Origin of the sequence: Neisseria sp. MVDL19-042950, assembly GCF_030504625.1 — a bacterium.
Classification (GTDB): Bacteria; Pseudomonadota; Gammaproteobacteria; order Burkholderiales; family Neisseriaceae; genus Neisseria.
The window spans coordinates 18,665-36,399 of the sequence record NZ_JAUKWH010000010.1 but is presented as its reverse complement, the minus strand read 5'-3'; the positions used below and the strand labels follow the sequence as shown (position 1 = coordinate 36,399).

Below are 17,735 nucleotides of genomic sequence, written 5' to 3'. Positions count from 1 at the left end.
AATATCCGACCTACCGGCTCCGTACGGCGCAACAGATGATTTGAAGAGAAAACGATATGGAACTGAAATTTGAAACGCTGAATTACCAGCTTGATGCGGTCAACGCGGTTTTGCGCCTGTTTGAAGGGCAACCGAACCGCAAACGGGATTTTGAATTGCAAAGCGGTTCGACCGGCCGCTTTGTGGCAAATGAGTTGGTTTTGGATTGGGAAACCATAGGTCGCAACCTGAATACGGTACAGACCGAAAAGGGGCTACCTGAAACCGACATCGGCATGCACGGTTTGAATTTTTCGGTGGAAATGGAAACCGGCACGGGCAAAACCTATGTGTATTTGCGCACGATTTTCGAGCTGAACCGGCAATACGGCTGGACAAAATTCGTGATCGTCGTACCGAGCGTGGCCATCCGCGAGGGGGTGTTGCAGACTTTGCGCAGCACGCGCACGCATTTTGCCGAAATGTTTGATAAACCGGTGATGAATTACGCAGAGTACAGCAGCAGCCGTTTGTCGGCTTTGCGCTCCTTTGCCGTTAATGACAATATTGAAATTTTGGTGATCAATATCCAGTCGTTTGAAAAAGATTTGAATGTGATTAACAAAGAAAACGAAAGCGGCGAAGCACCCATCACACAAATCAGCCAAACCTGCCCCGTAGTTATTATCGACGAACCGCAGAATATGGAAACGGAAGGCCGTCTGAAAGCTTTGGAATCGCTCAATCCGCTGTTTACATTGCGTTATTCGGCCACCCACAAAGAAGGCCGCCACAAAATATACAGCTTAAACCCCGTGCAGGCTTATAACTTGAAGCTGGTGAAGCAGATTGAAGTGTTGTCGGTGCTGGCTGAAAACGATGTGAACGGTGCGTTTGTGGAATTGCTGGAAGTGTTGCAGCAAAGAGGCCGTCTGAAAGCGAAGTTAAGCATTCATTATCAAGATAAGAAAGAAACCAAGAAAAAAACCGTTACCGTGCAATCGGGTGATGATTTGTTTGAAATATCGGGCGGCAACGAAGCATACCGCCACGGTTATATGGTTGACGGTTTGGATATGGATGCTCAGAAAATCGCCTTTTCATATGGCCACATCATCGGCCGCGACAATAACGGCGATGCCGTGCGCGACGAAGTAATGAAAATGCAGATACGCCGCACCATAGAAGAGCATCTGCATAAAGAAAAACGCCTGAACTCGCAAGGCATTAAAGTGCTGTCGCTGTTTTTTATCGACAAAGTGGAAAACTACCGCACGGCAGAGGGCAAAGCAGGCAAATTCGCGCTGTGGTTTGAAGAGATTTATCGCGAGCTTTCAGACGGCCTGAATACCGAAGGCGTGCATAACGGCTATTTCTCGCAAGATAAAAAAACAGGCCGTCTGAAAAACACCGACGGCACAACACAGGCCGACAACGACACTTACCATCTGATTATGCGCGATAAAGAAACATTGCTTTCGTTCGACAGCCCTTTGCGCTTTATCTTTTCACATTCCGCCCTGAAAGAAGGCTGGGACAACCCGAACGTGTTTCAAATCTGCACGCTGAACGAAACCCGTTCTCCCCTCAAAAAACGGCAGGAAATCGGCCGCGGGTTGCGGCTGGCGGTCAACCGGAACGGCAGGCGGGTGCGCGATGAAAAAGTGAATATCCTTACCGTGATTCCCAACGAAAGCTACGAATTATTTGCCGCCACGCTGCAAAAAGAATATGAAGACGAATGCGGCATCACATTTTCCTGCGACAACATCAAATCCGCCGACAAACGCACAAAACTTACCTACCGCAAAAATTTCAGCTTAGACCCGAAATTCCTTGAAATCTGGAACAAGCTGCAACACAAAACCCGCTACCGCGTGCAATACGACACGGCCTGCCTGATTCAGACGGCCTCCGAAGCCGTAAAAAAGCTGCCTGCAATCCAAAAGCCAAAAATCCGCTGGCAGAAAGCCGATATACACCAATCCACGACCTACGGTATTGAAACCACGGAAACCGCCAGCAGAAGCCATGATATAGATGTGCAGTGGGCGATACCCGACATACTCGGCGAAATTCAAAAGAAAACCGGTTTAACGCGGCGCACAGTATTTGAAATCATCAAACAATCAGGCCGTCTGAATGATGCCGCCAACAACCCGCAGCGTTTTATCGACCTTACCGCCGAAAAAATCAACCAAGCATTGCAAAGCGTGATGGTGGAAGGAATCCGCTATCAAATTGTTGAAGACAGCCGTTATAGCCAAAGTCTGATCGGAAAACTGCAAGAAATGGAAAAAAGCGGCATGGAATTCTATGCCAATTCCTTCACATTCAAGGTGGGCAATCCTGAAAAAACCATCTATGCCGACTTTATCCCGCTGGATTCCGATACGGAAAACCGCTTCGCCCGCGATTGCGAAAACTACAACGACGAAGCCGCCGGCAAAATCGCTTTTTATTTCAAACTGCCTTCTTGGTTCAAAGTACCGACACCGATTGGAAACTACAATCCCGATTGGGCGGTGGTGATGGAGCAGGCCGAGAAAGTCTATTTTGTGGCGGAAACCAAAAATACCGGCAAAGGCATACAGAGCGGTGTGGACGAAAGCAAACTGCACCTTGAGGAAGAACTGAAAATCGGTTTTGCCAAAAAATATTTTGCAGAATGTACCGGTTTGAAATATCGGGTTGTTCAGAAAGTCAGCGAATTGGAAGCCGATGAATAAGAAATAACCGTTCCGCTGTTCGAGTAATCATAGAGGCCGTCTGAAAAAAATGAACTGTCCCCCCAAATCTTGGATAAACATAAAATCCTTTTCAGACGGCCTTATTTATTGGAAATCTTTGCGGTATTGCACCATGCCGGTTTGGCGCGCCACCTGATGATACAGGGCTTGAGCCGCATGATTGTCTTGAGCCGTTACCCAATAAACGCGGTTGCAGTTGTGTTGTTCCGCCAAGCGGTAAACCGCTTCAATCAACGAACGGGCGACCCCGAGCCAGCGGTACCGGCTGTCAACAAACAAATCTTCGAGATAGCAGCAGTCTGTGGTATTCCAAGTATTGGGGTGCAGAACGATATGGGCAAAACCCAGCATCCGGCCTTGATTGTCGAATGCAGCCAGCCCTTTGATGTTTTCGTTGCGCACAATCTGCCGCCATGTATGGTCGGATACGTCGGCCGACAGTTCGGTTTGGTAAAAAGCCAAATATGCCTGCCACAAAGCTCGCCACGCTTCGGCATGTTCTTCATGGAGAGGGCGGATTGAGATAGTCATGATGTTGCCTTATTTAATAATAGGCCGTCTGAAAAACTTTCAGACGGCCTCGATTTAAACGCTTAAACAAACACAATATTTTTCAGACGGCCTTATTTCTTCAATTCCGCCAGAATCTCATCCACAGTCGCTTTCGCATCACCGAAACACATCACGCTGTTTTCATTGAAGAACAGCGGGTTTTGCACGCCGGCATAGCCTGTGTTCATCGAGCGTTTGAACACCACCACTTCTTTGGCCTTCCACACCTCCAATACCGGCATGCCGGCAATCGGGCTGTTCGGGTCGGTTTGGGCGGCGGGGTTCACGGTGTCGTTCGCGCCGATCACCAGCACCACGTCGGTTTCGGGGAAATCGTCGTTGATTTCGTCCATTTCCAACACGATGTCGTAAGGCACTTTGGCTTCGGCCAGCAATACGTTCATGTGTCCGGGCAGACGGCCTGCTACGGGGTGGATACCGAAGCGCACTTCCACACCCTGCTTACGCAGCAAATCGGTGATTTCGGCAACGGGATATTGCGCTTGGGCAACGGCCATACCGTACCCCGGAGTGATGATCACTGAGTTTGCGCCTTTGAGCATTTCGGCCACTTCGGCGGGTTTCACTTCACGGTATTCGCCGATTTCTTCTCCGCCTGCTGCTGCGGAAGAACCGTCGGTACCGAAACCGCCTGCAATCACGGAAATGAACGAGCGGTTCATGGCTTTACACATAATATAAGACAGAATCGCACCGCTTGAGCCAACCAACGCACCGGTAACAATCAGCAAGTCGTTGGCAAGCATAAAGCCCGCTGCGGCAGCCGCCCAGCCTGAATACGAGTTCAACATGGAAACTACTACCGGCATATCTGCACCGCCGATGGAAGCCACCAAATGCCAACCGAACGCGAGTGCAATAGCGGTCATCAGAATCAGAGCCAACCAGCTGCCGTCGTCAGCCGATACAAACACCAGCATCAGGATAAACGACACCACCAAAGCAGCCAGATTCAGCTTGTGTTTGTGCGGCAGTTGCAAGGGCGCGCTGCTGAGTTTGCCGTTCAGTTTGCCGAACGCCACAATCGAGCCGGTAAAGGTTACGGCACCGATGAAAATGCCGAGGAACACTTCCACCAAATGAATGGTGTGCATATCGGAAGATACATTGCCCGATTCGATAAAACTGTTGAAACCCACCAACACGGCAGCCAAACCCACGAAGCTGTGCAGCAAGGCAATCAGTTCGGGCATTTCGGTCATTTCCACTTTTTGGGCTTTGTAAACGCCGATGGCCGCACCGATAGCCATAGCGATGATGATCCAGCCCAAACCTGAGGTTTGTTCGCCGAACACGGTGGCAATCAGGGCGATAATCATGCCGGCAATGCCGTAATAGCAGCCGTTTTTGGCGGTTTCCTGTTTCGACAGGCCGGCCAATGAAAAAATAAATAAGATTGCGGCGACGATATATGCCGCGGTAACTAATCCAGATGACATTCTCGCCTCCTTAACCTTTACGGAACATATTCAACATGCGGCGGGTAACGTAGAAGCCGCCGAAGATATTGATGCTGGCAATCAGCACGGCAATAAAGGCGAGGAGCGACACCACGCCGTTGTCCTGCCCGATTTGCAGCAGCGCACCCACTACGATAATGCCGGAAATGGCATTGGTTACCGACATCAGCGGCGTGTGCAGCGAATGGCTCACGTTCCACACCACATAATAGCCGATCACGCAAGCCAGCACGAATACGATAAAGTGGTTTAAGAACTCAGCAGGCGCAACGGCACCCATCCACAATACCAATACCGCACCGATTACGGCAGGAGCCAGTTTTTTCCATGTCGGAACGGGTTTCGGCTCGGGTTTCGCCACAGGTGCGGCCTGCGCTTGCTGTTGCGGCGCGGTGGATACTTGAATCGCGGGCGGCGGGAAAGTGATTTCGCCGTCGCGGGTAACGGTCATGTTGCGGATAATCACATCTTCAAAATCAAGCGTAATTTCGCCGTCTTTATTCGGGCTTAACAGCTTGCTCAAGTTCACGAGGTTGGTGGCGTAAAGCTGTGAAGACTGGCCGGCCAAACGGTTGGCCATATCGGTGTAGCCGATGATTTTCACGCCGTTATCGGTAACGAACAGCTCGCCCGGTTTGGTCAATTCGCAGTTACCGCCGGTAGCTGCCGCCAAATCGACAATCACCGAACCCGGCTTCATGCTTTCCACCATTTCTTTGGTAATCAGTTTCGGTGCAGGTTTGCCCGGAATGGCCGCAGTCGTGATGATGATGTCCACTTGTTGGGCTTGCTCGGCAAACAGTTTCATTTCCGCCGCGATAAACTCTTCACTCATCACTTTGGCGTAACCGTCGCCGCTGCCGCCTGCTTCTTGCGGAAAATCGAGCTTCAGGAATTGGCCGCCCATTGATTCGATTTGTTCGGCCACTTCCAAACGGGTATCAAATGCTTTAACCACCGCGCCCAACGAGTTTGCCGTACCAATCGCCGCCAAACCGGCCACGCCCGCACCAATCACCAGCACTTGCGCCGGCGGCACTTTGCCCGCAGCGGTAATCTGGCCGGTAAAGAAACGACCGAACGCATTCGCCGCCTCAATGACGGCACGGTAGCCGCTGATGTTCGCCATAGACGACAGCGCATCCAAAGCCTGCGCGCGCGAAATACGCGGCACCATATCCATCGCCAGCACGTTCACTTTTTGATCGGTGAGTTTTTGCACCAACTCGGGATTTTGTGCAGGCCACAAGAAGCTCACCAGCGTTTGGCCCGCATTCAGACGGCCTGTTTCGCTTTCAGAAGGTGCGTTGACTTTATAAATCAGCGGGCTAGACCAAACTTCCGCCGCATCCGCCACAAGCGCACCGGCAGCTTCGTATGCCGCATCATCCAAGCTCGCCGCCAAACCGGCACCGTGCTCCACCACTACATCAAAACCCAGTTTTTGCAACTGGGTTACGGTTGCGGGAGTACACGCTACACGGGTTTCACCGGGCAGAGATTCCTTCGGAATACCAATCCTCATCTCATTTTCCTCATAAACACGTTAGTCACATTAAAAATACGGTTAAATATAAATTAACAATCGCTTTATAACGAATTTCAAGCGTAAATACAACCAAAGAATGTCAACAATTTCTACGACGGCAACACATATTTATCAGCAAGGCCGTCTGAAAAAAACAGTATTTCAATACATATCAAACCGTTGCCGCCGATTGGAGAAAACGGGATTATGCTAAAATAAACAACCCTGCCGCATCTGCGGTTTATATCTATATCAAGGAACCACCATGAGAATGCTCCATACCATGCTCCGCGTCGGCAACCTCGACAAATCGTTAGCATTTTATCAAGACGTTTTAGGCATGAAACTCTTACGCAAAAAAGACTATCCCGACGGTAAATTTACCTTGGCCTTTGTGGGCTACGGCGAAGAATCCGATACCACCGTGCTTGAGCTGACCCACAACTGGGATACGGAAAGCTACGATTTGGGCAATGCCTACGGCCACATCGCCATCGAAGTGGACGACGCCTATGCCGCTTGCGATGCGGTGCGTGCCAAAGGCGGAAAAGTTGTCCGCGAAGCAGGCCCGATGAAGCACGGCACGACGGTGATTGCTTTCGTCGAAGACCCCGACGGCTATAAAATCGAGTTCATTCAGAAAAATACAGGCAGCGATTCGGTAAAATATTAAGCGTCTTTCCGCTTTCTCTTACTCGCTGCCCGACTTGAAATCAAAAGGCCGTCTGAAACTTTTCAGACGGCCTCTCAATATCATCACAGAGTCTATTAGGAATCTTTATTGAGTTCCTTTTCTACTGCTTGACGCACCTTTTCCGCAGATGCTTCGATTTCTGTTTGCCCCATGTCTCGAACAGGTGCAGCATCAATAGCTTCCGTCGCTTCAACCGTTGCCGTTTCCGATGTTTTCTCAGGTGCAGCCAGTGGTAAACGCGCCAGAATAGTGCTGGAAGCGCTAACCTTATCACCAATGGATACCTGCGCTTGCGCATCTATAGGCAAGTAAACATCAACACGGGAACCAAAACGGATAAAGCCGTAACGTTCGCCACGCACCAGAGAATCACCCACTTTGGCATAGCACAGAATACGTCGCGCCACCAAACCGGCAACTTGCACAAAAGTAATTTCACGGCCGCTGCGCGTGGTTACTAATACGGCATTGCGTTCGTTTTCAGTGCTGGCTTTATCCAGCGCTGCATTTACGAATTTGCCCGCATTATATTCAACGGCAGTAACGGTACCGTCGATAGGGGAACGTTGCGAATGCACATTAAACACATTCATAAACACGCTGATTTTCAGAGCCTCTATTTCGCGGTAAGGATCAAGTGCACGCTCTACCACAACGATACGGCCGTCTGCCGGGCACAACACGGCATCGGCATCTTGCGGAATCGGACGTGACGGATCACGGAAAAATTGCAGGGCAAACACGGTAAACACCCAAAACGGCAGCGACCACCAACCTGCAAAAGCTGTAACAATAATGCTTAAAACCAATCCGGCAATAATAAACGGCCAACCTTCGCGGGCGATGACCGGATGAGGATAAAAACGGTGCATATTGCTGTCCTTACTAGATTTGGTAAAAATGAACTGGCTGATTATAGCCGATAACGTCGTAAAAAGGTGGACGGCTGCAAGCATGTCGCTGCGACATAGAGGTCGTCTGAAAAACTTCACGCAGCCCATCAGCTTATTTTCAGACGGCCTGCATTCTGCTGAAACGTATATAATCCTTCTATTTCCAATACTGGCCGAAATTTTTCCAGAAGTGCCGAATAGAAAGATGTATTGCAAGGCATAACGACGTAAACCTCGGCAATGCCCTGCAAATGATGCTTTTGTTAAACTTCTCAGGCCGTCTGAAAGGCTTTTCATCATGCAAGATCAATCTAACGAGCCCATGCGCCTTTCCAAACGCATGGCACAACTGGGCTTATGTTCCCGCCGCGAAGCCGACAGCTATATCGAACAAGGCTGGGTAAAAGTGAACGGTCGAACAGCCGTCCTAGGCCAAAAAGTTTTGCTTTCCGACCGCATAGACTTAAATAAACAAGCACATGAAAAGCAGGCACAACGGGTAACGATTTTGCTCAACAAGCCAGTAGGCTATGTGAGTGCACAAGCTGAAAAAGGCTACAAATCGGCTGCTGAACTGATTACGCCCGAAAACCACTGGGAAGGTGACACCAGCCGTATCGAATTTAGCAAAAAACACAGATTCGGCTTGGCCCCTGCCGGGCGTTTGGATATCGACTCGGTAGGCTTGCTGGTACTCACGCAAGACGGACGTATTGCCAAACAACTTATCGGCGAAAACAGCAGCAGTGAAAAAGAATACCTTGTACGCGTGGAAGGCGCACTCGATGAAGAAGGCCTGCGTTTGCTTAATCATGGTCTCAGCTTGGATGGAGAAAAACTCAAGCCTGCCAAAGTAGAATGGCAAAACGAAGATCAGCTGCGTTTTATTCTGAAACAAGGAAAAAAACGCCAAATCCGCCGCATGTGCGAACTGGTCGGTCTGAGCGTTGTCGGCCTTAAACGCATTCGTATGGGTAAGGTAAAGCTGGGGCGCTTACCGCCTGGAAAATGGCGTTATCTAGGCTCTGACGAGCAGTTTTGAAATGTCTTGGAGATATTGAAGATAAAAATCTGACGTTATTACAACATACAAAAAATAACAACCCCTTGATTTGTTATTTAAATATAAATTTAAAATTCACAAATCAAGGGGTAATGTCAATACAGCGAAATAAAATTATCTTTCACGCAAAGCCTGTTTCATACGGGTAATCGGTTTGATTAAGTATTGGAAAACTGTTTTTTCGCCGGTTTTCACATCTACTGTTGCCACCATACCCGGAATAATCGGCATATCTTTACCGTTTTTATCTTTCAAACTGTTGCTGTCTGTTTGTACCAGAATCCGGTAATACACTTGATTGGGATCAAGTTTCAAATCATTCGCACGTGCTTGATTAGTATTGCTTACAGTATCAGGGCTGATTAAGGTAACTTTTCCGTCTAATCCGCCATAAATAGCGTAATCATAAGCACTTACTTTCACTACCGCAGGCAACCCCGGGCGCATGAAGGCAACATCTTGAGGACGAATATAAGCTTCAACCAATAATTTGTCGTCCAGCGGTACAATTTGCAAGATATCCTGACCTACGTTTACCACGCCGCCAACAGTATTAATCTGAATATTTTTTACAATACCGCGCATCGGTGCACGGATTTGCGAACGCTCAACCGGATCGGCGCGCATAGCCATATTTTCTTTTGCTTGAGCCAACTCAGATTCTGCCTGTACCAGCTCATTATTTGCATCAGCCATATAACGGTTTTTGCGCTCAGAAATTTGCAATGCAAGCTCACTCGACTCACGTTGCATACGCAGAAGCTCCACTTCGGATACCACTCCGTGTTTTACCATAGGTGCGGTAATGCTGATTTCTTTATCTAAAGTTGCTTTGCTGATCTTCAAATTCTGAATTGCATCAGTAACCGCTCGACGGCGAGCAGCAAATGCCGCCTGTTCGCGCTGTTTCAAGTCATTACTGATACCTTCCGGAAATTGAAGCTCGGTACCATGAGCTTCTGCCTTCAAGCGAGCAACCATGGCTTCAAGATTTTGTACTTTTGCTTCACTCTCACGCAAAATAGCTGAACTGCGGGTATCATCAAGTCTTAACAGCACTTGACCTTTTTCCACAACATCGCCCTCTTTTACCAACATTTCGGTAATGATTCCGGGATCAAGGCTTTGTACAATTTGTTCGCGGCTACTGGGAATGACATTGCCTTGTCCGCGCGTAACTTCTTCGATAGGGCTGTTGTATGCCCAAATAACAAATACAACCAAGAAAACAAAAAATAAGATAATGACCCAAAACTGGCCGCTATGCTTTTCTTTCTGCAACGCGGCATTTAAGTCATTGACTAGATTTAAGTCTTTGGATTTGATGTTGTTTTCACTACTCATAATGATGATACTTTCACAGTATGGTTATAGGCCGTCTGAAAGGCTTTTTATTATATTTGGTATTTTGATATTAATTGGCTGCAGCTACAGCTTCGCGTTGTTTGGTCGCTTGAAGCTGTTTTTCTTCTTTGTTACTTTCATTTTGCATCAGTTTCTGCAAAACTAAATCACGAGGACCATCCATCACAACCTTGCCGTTATCCATCACGATAATGCGATTAACGATTTGCAATACTTGCGGACGATGGGTAACCACAACCAGTGTACGGTCCTTACCCCACTGAGCCACGGCATTCAGCGCCATACGTTCAGTTGCTTGATCCAAACCTGTCGTCGGTTCATCGAGTAACACAACTTTGGGATTACGCAAGGTCATACGAGCCAGAGCAATGATCTGTTTTTGCCCTCCAGATAACCCCAAACCATCCTCACCTAAAGGCATATCCAATCCGCGTGGATGGCTGCGGATGATTCGGTCAAGGCCGAAACGTTTCAGAGCAATTAACAAATCTTGATCACTGGAATAACCGTCAACCCTTGCCAAGTCTAAATTTTCCCGCAACGTACCCAAGAATAAACGGGGAGATTGGCTTAACAGCATTACCTGATTACGGAGAAAATTAGGATCGAGCTGACGCATATCAACGCCATCTAACATAACATTGCCTGATTCTGCATCATACAATCCACTCGCCAATTTGAGCATGGTACTCTTACCGCTACCGATCCGTCCCAGAATACCCACTTTCTCACCCGGGCGAATATTTAAGCGCAAATCACTAACTGCGGCACTTCCTTCTTGTTTGTACTTGAATGACACATTCTCAAATGTAATATTGCCTTGTACATGGTCAAGAGTAATATATTTACGTTCCGGATTACGCTCAATAGGCCGTTCTACAATATTATTCACGCCTTCCAAAGCCAACTTAGCTTGTTGGAAACGGGTTGCCAAGCCTGCAATCTGAGCCAATGGAGCCAAGGCACGTCCGGAAAGAATGACGGACGCAATCAACGCACCCATGGTAATTCGGTCAGCAGGATTATCAGCATGAATCAGATAAGTACCTAACAATACCAAAAATACTGTATTCAACTGCTGCATGCTGACGGCAAAATTTACCATGAAGTTGCTGGTGTCTTTTACTTTGATAGATGAAGCAGATGTCTTGGCAGTATATTCGTCCCAACGTTGCTGTGCCCAAGTCGTAGCATTATTGGTTTTTAAAGTTTCAATACCTTCTATCGCTTCCACCGCCAAACCGGAACGTTGTGAAGACTCTTTCATCGACTCATTGATATGGCGTGATAATGGCCGTTGCACCAATAAACCGACAACCACAACAATCGGGATGATCGTTAAGGGCACCAATGCCAATTTACCGCCCACAATACCGATAACGGTAATAAACAAGAGTAGGAAAGGTAAATCCACCAAAGTTAACAAACTGGCACTGGTCATAAATTCACGCACAGCTTCGAACTCGCGCAGGTTATTGGCATAAGAACCTGATGAGGCCGGTCGATCTGCCAAACGCAAAGCCATCACTCGTCTGAACAATGCCGAGCTGATAATCAAATCCGCTTTTTTTCCGGCGATATCGGTTAAATGACCCCGTATCATTTTGGCTGCGAATTCAAACGTAATAGCTAAAATTACCCCTATACTCAGCACCCATAATGTTTCATAAGCTTGGTTTGGAATAACTCGGTCATATACGTTCATAACATACAATGAGCTGACCAAAGCCAAAAAATTGATAATAAAGGTTGCCAAAATAACTTGGTAGTAATAACTGCGGAAACGCCAGATAACTTTCCAGAACCATGATTTCGGCAAATGATATTCAGGCAACTCGGACCGTGTATCAGAAACCATTTTGGGTTTGATAAACCAACAGTAGCCTAAATACAAGATGGATAATTGCTCTTGACCCAACTCTTGTGCCAATCCGTCTGCCTGGCGCACATGATATTTGCGCTCCCGCCCCGAACCTTCGATCTTAGTGATTACCGCAGCTTCTTCATTATGCAAGATAATAACGACCGGCACAGCTAACGAAGGGATATCCTCCAGATTCCGCTTAGAGAGTGTATTTTCAAAACCGTGGCTTCTTAATACTTCGGTAAGAGAATGAAAATTAACATTCAGCTTTTTATCCCGCACAACTTCTGCTGAAAGAGCCGCCTCAGAAACCGGAGCACCCAATAAACGGGTTGCTAAAGCGATGTGTTCGATAATTGATTTCATGGTAATGTTTTCACGTAAATAATGTATAAATTCTTTTTAATATTAGTGGTTGATACCTGACCAGCTAGCAACCTGAGACTGAGCCACCAAATACTCAAGTGCGGCATCTCTGAAGTCGTTACGGGCATTGATATTCTCCTGCTCAATACCGGCAAGCTCATTATATGAACCCAAAACATCCGTTAAGGTACGGCGGGCAATTTTGAATTGCAGCTCATATGATTTAACCACTTCTTTTTGCGCCACAATATGCTGCGCGGTAATCTCTGCACGTTGCTCACTTTGCACCATATCAATTTCGGTGGTACGCGCTTTCTCTGTTACTTCACGTAAAATCTGCTCCGATTTGGCATCGGCAGCAATCAGGGCATGAGCATTTCTCTCCACATTATGGCGGGCTGCCATATCCAAAACGTTCCAAGACAAATTTAAATATAGCTCTTTGTTATCTTGCGTTGCACTACCTTCCAAATTGAGAGCAGGTAAGCGTTCTGCCTTGGCTACAGCCAAGTCGGCATTAACACTTTCCCGTTCGGCTTGTTGTGCCAAATAAGAAGGATTAAGGCCTTTATCATTGCTTTTATATTGCTTAATCAACGAAGACGCAGTGTAATTTCGGAACGGGTCTTTCAAATCTTTAGCGGATATAGGAGACGCAGTATATTTTGATAAACGGCTCAAAGCCAATTCCATTGTTCTATTTAATTGAGATATTGTGGTTTCCACTTGCAGCCGCCGTGCCTGGGCTTCAACCAGTTCGGAACGGCGGCCTGCATCATATTTCACAATAATATCTAAATCTTTTAACAGGTTATTGTGTCTATTCAAGCTTTGTTGACTAACTGCCAAAGATTCTTTTGCGCGAAGAGCCGTTAAATATAACTTCCCAATCTCACTACCCAACTGTTCTTGTGTTTCGAAATATTTATAGTGGTGGTAAGTTTCTTTATTTTTTTCTCTTTTAACGGCCGCATTAATCGCGCCCCACGAATACAGGTTCAAACTGCCGCGCACGCCCAAGCCATTATCTCTGTTACTGCTCGTATATTTGTTTTTTTGTTTGAGAACTTGAGTGCCGGTTAAAGCAAGTACGGGATAATGCCTTGCCCGAGTTGCCTTGGTTATACTTTTGGCCGCATTTTCATTTGCTTTTGCTTCTTGCAGGATGGGATCAGAAACCAATGCTCTACGAAGGATATCTTTCAGTTCCTGCGCATAAGCGGGCTGAACACTGAAAAACAGAATGAGGGAGGCTACTGAATATTTCAGCCAACCTTTGATAGGGGACGTGGGCGTAAGATTTTGCATGTTTTTATAGCTTTTGTATGATCGGTATATTCGTAATGTATCTAAAAAATAATGGCAATTCGGCCTGCTTCGCCAAACAAGCAGCCATATGCAAGGTGCATCAGCATAACATTTTCTTTGAGAGTTCTCGATTATTCTCAGATAAAAGGTAAATATTGACTACTCAAAGTAATTAAACAATGATACTACTACCTAATTTACTATTTTGCTCACATTATTTTTTTAGTTACTGTTCTAATATTACGATTGTTAAATTATATTTACTATATTCACTTCACACAAATTCACTCCCATAAATTTTTCCAAGTGTTGTTTTTCTTACTTTTTAGTATCAGCCTTCCTCGACTCTAGTCTGCCACTATCAAGCGACAATCTATACTTTAATATTCAGGAATTAAAGAAGTATCGTCCTACACAACTTACCATCCCTAAAAGTGTCTATAATTCCAATCAGAACACAAGAACGTTCCAAACCGCCGCACTTGCACCCTACATTCCTCAAGCAATAAACCAATCCAGATATACAGGCCGTCTTAAAGATCGGTTTCTGTGCAATTAAAGTATTTCAGACGGCCTCCTATCGGAATCTAACGAAAGGATATCCCATGTCAGAAAATATCATCCGTGCCTATGCAGCAACCTCACCCCACTCCACTTTAACGCGCTACGATTATGATGCAGGCAACTTAAAAGCCGATGAAGTTGAAATCAAAGTGCATTACTGCGGCATCTGCCATTCCGATATTTCAATGATCGATAACGCATGGGGTTACAGCAGCTACCCGCTGGTGGCCGGCCATGAAATTATCGGTAAAATCGTGCGCCTCGGCAGCAATACCAAAGGACTGCATATAGGCCAAACAGTAGGGGTGGGTTGGACGGCGGCTTCATGCCAACATTGCAATCCCTGTATCGGAGGCAATGCAGGCTATTGCAATGAAGCCGTACCTACGATAGTACACATGGGCGGCTTTGCCGATAAAGTGCGCGCCCAATGGCAATGGGTCATTCCCATCCCCGAAGGTATGGATATTGCCAAAGCAGGGCCTTTGCTATGCGGTGGAATTACGGTGTTTGAACCGCTATTGCAACACGGCATCCATGCAGGATACAAAATCGGCGTTATCGGTATAGGCGGTTTAGGACATCTGGCTCTGGCTTTTTTTAATGCTTGGGGCTGCGAAGTAACCGCATTCAGCTCAAATCCTGCCAAATACGATGAGATCAGAGCGATGGGAGCACACCATATTCTTGATTCCACCGATCCAGCCTCTCTCGATTCTGCCAAAGGCAGTTTGGACTTAATCGTTTCTACCGTAAATGTGCCGTTAAACTGGAGTGCTTACATGAATTTATTGAAACTTGAAGGTAAGTTGCATATTGTCGGCGCAGTGCTCGAACCACTTGAAATTCATGCTTTTTCCTTAATCAACGGTGCCAGATCTTTAACCGGCTCTTCTACCGGTTCACCGATACAATTGCGCATGATGATGGATTTTGCCGCCCGTAAAAACATCAAACCAATTGCAGAAGAATTTCCAATGTCAAAAATCAACGACGCTTTACAACGCTTGCGTGATGGCAAGGTACGATACCGCATCGTATTGAAAAACGATTTTGCATGATTCGGAACATTTCCGGCAATCATCCGACACATCAGCCTATTATCGTACCAACCGATGTACCGCCACACACAAACGAGGCCGTCTGAAACTTTTCAGACGGCCTCATAAACAAACAATCAACCTTCAGACAACAGCCGCAATCATTGTGAATTTAAACAGCACCATAACACTCTAACGCAACATAAAAACAGTAAACCCCTGTTATCAAAAATATAATTATCCATAGGCCAACTGCTTTCCCTTACCATTCAATGTTTTTCAGACGGCCTCTTATCATCTAACCTTAACATCCGCGGAGAGACAAAACCATGAGTCGTTCTTGGCATATCGAACCACACTTCAGCCAACGTAATAACTGGCTACGGGCTAGCGTACTAGGTGCTAACGACGGATTGATTTCCACCGCCAGCCTGCTAATGGGGCTAGCCGCCACCAAGCCCGATTCATCAACTTTACTCATTACCGGTATTGCCGCATTGGTTGGAGGTGCCGTATCAATGGCTGCGGGAGAATATGTATCCGTTTCCAGTCAAGCAGATACCGAAAAAGCAGATCTTGTCAAAGAAACCCACGAACTCACCCATAATCCCGACAAAGAATTAACCGAGCTAGCCGATATTTACCAAAGTCGGGGGCTGGACAAAACCCTCGCTTACCAAGTGGCCTGCGCACTTACCGCACATAATGCTTTAGAAGCTCATGCACGCGACGAAATCGGCATTATCGAAGAAATGAAAGCCAAGCCTTTACAGGCAGCAGCAGCCTCGGCCTTTGCATTTTGTATCGGAGCAGTTTTACCGGTATTGGTAGCCGTTCTCAGCCCTACTTTCATCATGATGCCGATACTGGCCGCCAGCACGCTGACAGGATTGGGAATACTGGGTTATTTATCGGCAAAATTAGGAGGAGCTCCCACAAAACCGGCATTAATACGCGTATTACTATGGGGTACGGTCGCACTCGCAAGCACCGGTTTAATAGGTTATTTGCTTGATGTCCAAACTTAAATTTAGAAAAGAATGTTTCAGAAACAAAGTAATCCAAAAATGAATGGCTTATGAAAAAAGCCTCTTAAGAAATTCTTCTTAAAGAGGCTTTTAAAAATCTGGCACGCCCACGGGGATTCGAACCCCGGTTGCCGCCGTGAAAGGGCAGTGTCCTAGGCCTCTAGACGATGGGCGCGTAACCGAGTCGGGCACTATACCGATATAGAACCGGCTTGTCAATAAAACGAAGGCATATTACCTTTCAGACGCTCTTTGGCTGCTGTATAATGCACCGGTTTAAAATGAAAGAAATGCCATGTGGTTCAAACAAATCAGCTTTTACCCTCTGAACAAAAACAAACTGCCCGAGCTGGAAACGCTGGCAGCCAAACTTACCGAAGCAGAATTCACCCCGTGCATGGGTTTGGACTGGTTTAGCGAAGGCTTTGCCGCACCGGTTCCTTTTTCACCCGAAACCGTATTCCCTGCCGACTACACATGGCGCATTGCATTGAAAAAAGAAGAGAAAGTGTTGCCTGCCGGCGTTATTCGCGACATTCTGGATGAACGTATTGTCGAAATACAAAATGCTGAAGCCCGCAATGTAGGCCGTAAAGAAAAACAAGAATTAAAAGAACAAATTACCGACGATTTGCTACCACGCGCCTTTACCCGTAGCAGCCGCACGCAAGCCATTTTCGATACCAAACACGGCTATTTGTTTATAAATAATGCCTCTTCAAGCAAAGCCGAGGGCATGCTAACCAAACTTCGCGAGGCTTTAGGCGGCCTTGAAGCCCATCTTCCCAACACCAAACAATCTCCGGGCAGCCTGATGACCGAATGGTTATTACGTGGTGCAGCGGAAGGCGGTTTCGAGCTGGATAGCGACTGCGAACTGAAAGGTACCGGCGATGTTGCTCCTGTTGTAAAAGTATCCAAACAAGATCTGACCGCCGATGAGGTGATCCAGCACGTCAAAAACGGCAAAACCGTTACCCAACTCGGCCTCGTATGGCGTGAACAAATTGCTTTTATCCTTACCCAAGACTTTACCTTAAAACGCATCCAGTATCTTGATATTCTGCAAGAAGAAGCCGAAGGCCACGGCGATGATGCGGCCAGCCTTACTTTTGCTTCACAAATTCTGATGACGGAAGCCTTAAGCACTATGCTGGAAGAACTGGTAGGCTATTTGGGCGGCTGGCAGGAATAAACCTTCCCTGCCACCGATTTGACAGAACCATACGATTTAAACCCATCGAATACAGGCCGTCTGAA

13 protein-coding genes and 1 tRNA gene are annotated in these 17,735 nt (G+C 46.9%); 6 read left to right on the top strand and 8 right to left on the bottom strand.

Going from position 1 to position 17,735, the window contains the following annotated elements; genetic code table 11:
• The first annotated feature begins 56 nt into the window (after positions 1 to 56).
• On the top strand, positions 57 to 2,708 hold the full coding sequence (locus tag Q0X97_RS09245; protein ID WP_302066678.1) for a DEAD/DEAH box helicase family protein: 2,652 nt from the start codon (positions 57 to 59) through the stop codon (positions 2,706 to 2,708).
• 105 nt (positions 2,709 to 2,813) lie between these two features.
• On the opposite strand, the gene Q0X97_RS09240 is transcribed toward Q0X97_RS09245, so the two are convergent.
• The 3 genes from Q0X97_RS09240 to Q0X97_RS09230 form a co-directional block, all read right to left on the bottom strand.
• On the bottom strand, positions 2,814 to 3,260 hold the full coding sequence (locus Q0X97_RS09240; protein WP_302066677.1) for a GNAT family N-acetyltransferase: 447 nt from the start codon (positions 3,258 to 3,260) through the stop codon (positions 2,814 to 2,816).
• Positions 3,261 to 3,352: 92 nt separating this feature from the next.
• Positions 3,353 to 4,741 carry a Re/Si-specific NAD(P)(+) transhydrogenase subunit beta gene (gene pntB, locus Q0X97_RS09235; RefSeq protein ID WP_302066676.1) on the bottom strand — a complete coding sequence of 463 codons (1,389 nt, stop codon included), beginning with the start codon at positions 4,739 to 4,741 and terminating at the stop codon, positions 3,353 to 3,355.
• A gap of 10 nt (positions 4,742 to 4,751) precedes the next feature.
• Positions 4,752 to 6,287 (bottom strand): Re/Si-specific NAD(P)(+) transhydrogenase subunit alpha, encoded by a 1,536-nt coding sequence (locus Q0X97_RS09230; RefSeq protein ID WP_302066675.1) that lies wholly within the window; start codon positions 6,285 to 6,287, stop codon positions 4,752 to 4,754.
• A gap of 268 nt (positions 6,288 to 6,555) precedes the next feature.
• Here Q0X97_RS09230 and gloA point away from each other — a divergent pair, with 268 nt between their 5' ends.
• Positions 6,556 to 6,963: a lactoylglutathione lyase gene (gloA, locus tag Q0X97_RS09225; protein WP_302066674.1), complete on the top strand. Its 408-nt coding sequence runs from the start codon at positions 6,556 to 6,558 to the stop codon at positions 6,961 to 6,963.
• Between the two features lie 95 nt (positions 6,964 to 7,058).
• Here gloA and Q0X97_RS09220 read toward each other — a convergent pair whose 3' ends face one another.
• Positions 7,059 to 7,856, bottom strand: a complete 798-nt coding sequence (locus Q0X97_RS09220) for a phosphatidylserine decarboxylase (RefSeq protein WP_302066673.1) — start codon at positions 7,854 to 7,856, stop codon at positions 7,059 to 7,061.
• 319 nt (positions 7,857 to 8,175) lie between these two features.
• On the opposite strand from Q0X97_RS09220, the gene Q0X97_RS09215 reads away from it, so the two are divergent.
• Positions 8,176 to 8,919 carry a pseudouridine synthase gene (locus Q0X97_RS09215; RefSeq protein ID WP_302066672.1) on the top strand — a complete coding sequence of 248 codons (744 nt, stop codon included), beginning with the start codon at positions 8,176 to 8,178 and terminating at the stop codon, positions 8,917 to 8,919.
• 135 nt (positions 8,920 to 9,054) lie between these two features.
• Here Q0X97_RS09215 and Q0X97_RS09210 read toward each other — a convergent pair whose 3' ends face one another.
• The 3 genes from Q0X97_RS09210 to Q0X97_RS09200 form a co-directional block, all read right to left on the bottom strand.
• Positions 9,055 to 10,284: an HlyD family type I secretion periplasmic adaptor subunit gene (locus Q0X97_RS09210; protein ID WP_302066671.1), complete on the bottom strand. Its 1,230-nt coding sequence runs from the start codon at positions 10,282 to 10,284 to the stop codon at positions 9,055 to 9,057.
• A 70-nt stretch (positions 10,285 to 10,354) separates the two neighbouring features.
• Positions 10,355 to 12,535, bottom strand: coding sequence for a type I secretion system permease/ATPase (locus Q0X97_RS09205; protein WP_302066670.1), 2,181 nt, complete (start codon positions 12,533 to 12,535; stop codon positions 10,355 to 10,357).
• A 42-nt stretch (positions 12,536 to 12,577) separates the two neighbouring features.
• Entirely contained in the window at positions 12,578 to 13,843 is a 1,266-nt protein-coding gene (locus tag Q0X97_RS09200; protein WP_302066669.1) for a TolC family protein, read from the bottom strand.
• Positions 13,844 to 14,448: 605 nt separating this feature from the next.
• Between Q0X97_RS09200 and Q0X97_RS09195 the strand changes: the two genes are divergently transcribed.
• Together Q0X97_RS09195 and Q0X97_RS09190 are read left to right on the top strand one after the other, a co-directional pair.
• Positions 14,449 to 15,468 (top strand): NAD(P)-dependent alcohol dehydrogenase, encoded by a 1,020-nt coding sequence (locus tag Q0X97_RS09195; RefSeq protein WP_302066668.1) that lies wholly within the window; start codon positions 14,449 to 14,451, stop codon positions 15,466 to 15,468.
• 308 nt (positions 15,469 to 15,776) lie between these two features.
• On the top strand, positions 15,777 to 16,475 hold the full coding sequence (locus tag Q0X97_RS09190; RefSeq protein ID WP_302066667.1) for a VIT family protein: 699 nt from the start codon (positions 15,777 to 15,779) through the stop codon (positions 16,473 to 16,475).
• Between the two features lie 99 nt (positions 16,476 to 16,574).
• Here the strand turns inward: Q0X97_RS09190 and Q0X97_RS09185 are convergent.
• Positions 16,575 to 16,650, bottom strand: a tRNA-Glu gene (locus tag Q0X97_RS09185).
• A 120-nt stretch (positions 16,651 to 16,770) separates the two neighbouring features.
• Between Q0X97_RS09185 and Q0X97_RS09180 the strand changes: the two genes are divergently transcribed.
• Positions 16,771 to 17,670, top strand: a complete 900-nt coding sequence (locus tag Q0X97_RS09180; protein ID WP_302066666.1) for a recombination-associated protein RdgC — start codon at positions 16,771 to 16,773, stop codon at positions 17,668 to 17,670.
• The last annotated feature ends 65 nt before the right edge of the window (positions 17,671 to 17,735 follow it).

Coding starts and splice junctions, on each gene's coding strand:
- Q0X97_RS09245 (WP_302066678.1), top strand. CDS start 57: ATGGAACTGAAATTTGAAACGCTGAATTACCAGCTTGATGCGGTCAAC.
- Q0X97_RS09240 (WP_302066677.1), bottom strand. CDS start 3,260: ATGACTATCTCAATCCGCCCTCTCCATGAAGAACATGCCGAAGCGTGG.
- pntB (WP_302066676.1), bottom strand. CDS start 4,741: ATGTCATCTGGATTAGTTACCGCGGCATATATCGTCGCCGCAATCTTA.
- Q0X97_RS09230 (WP_302066675.1), bottom strand. CDS start 6,287: ATGAGGATTGGTATTCCGAAGGAATCTCTGCCCGGTGAAACCCGTGTA.
- gloA (WP_302066674.1), top strand. CDS start 6,556: ATGAGAATGCTCCATACCATGCTCCGCGTCGGCAACCTCGACAAATCG.
- Q0X97_RS09220 (WP_302066673.1), bottom strand. CDS start 7,856: ATGCACCGTTTTTATCCTCATCCGGTCATCGCCCGCGAAGGTTGGCCG.
- Q0X97_RS09215 (WP_302066672.1), top strand. CDS start 8,176: ATGCAAGATCAATCTAACGAGCCCATGCGCCTTTCCAAACGCATGGCA.
- Q0X97_RS09210 (WP_302066671.1), bottom strand. CDS start 10,284: ATGAGTAGTGAAAACAACATCAAATCCAAAGACTTAAATCTAGTCAAT.
- Q0X97_RS09205 (WP_302066670.1), bottom strand. CDS start 12,535: ATGAAATCAATTATCGAACACATCGCTTTAGCAACCCGTTTATTGGGT.
- Q0X97_RS09200 (WP_302066669.1), bottom strand. CDS start 13,843: ATGCAAAATCTTACGCCCACGTCCCCTATCAAAGGTTGGCTGAAATAT.
- Q0X97_RS09195 (WP_302066668.1), top strand. CDS start 14,449: ATGTCAGAAAATATCATCCGTGCCTATGCAGCAACCTCACCCCACTCC.
- Q0X97_RS09190 (WP_302066667.1), top strand. CDS start 15,777: ATGAGTCGTTCTTGGCATATCGAACCACACTTCAGCCAACGTAATAAC.
- Q0X97_RS09180 (WP_302066666.1), top strand. CDS start 16,771: ATGTGGTTCAAACAAATCAGCTTTTACCCTCTGAACAAAAACAAACTG.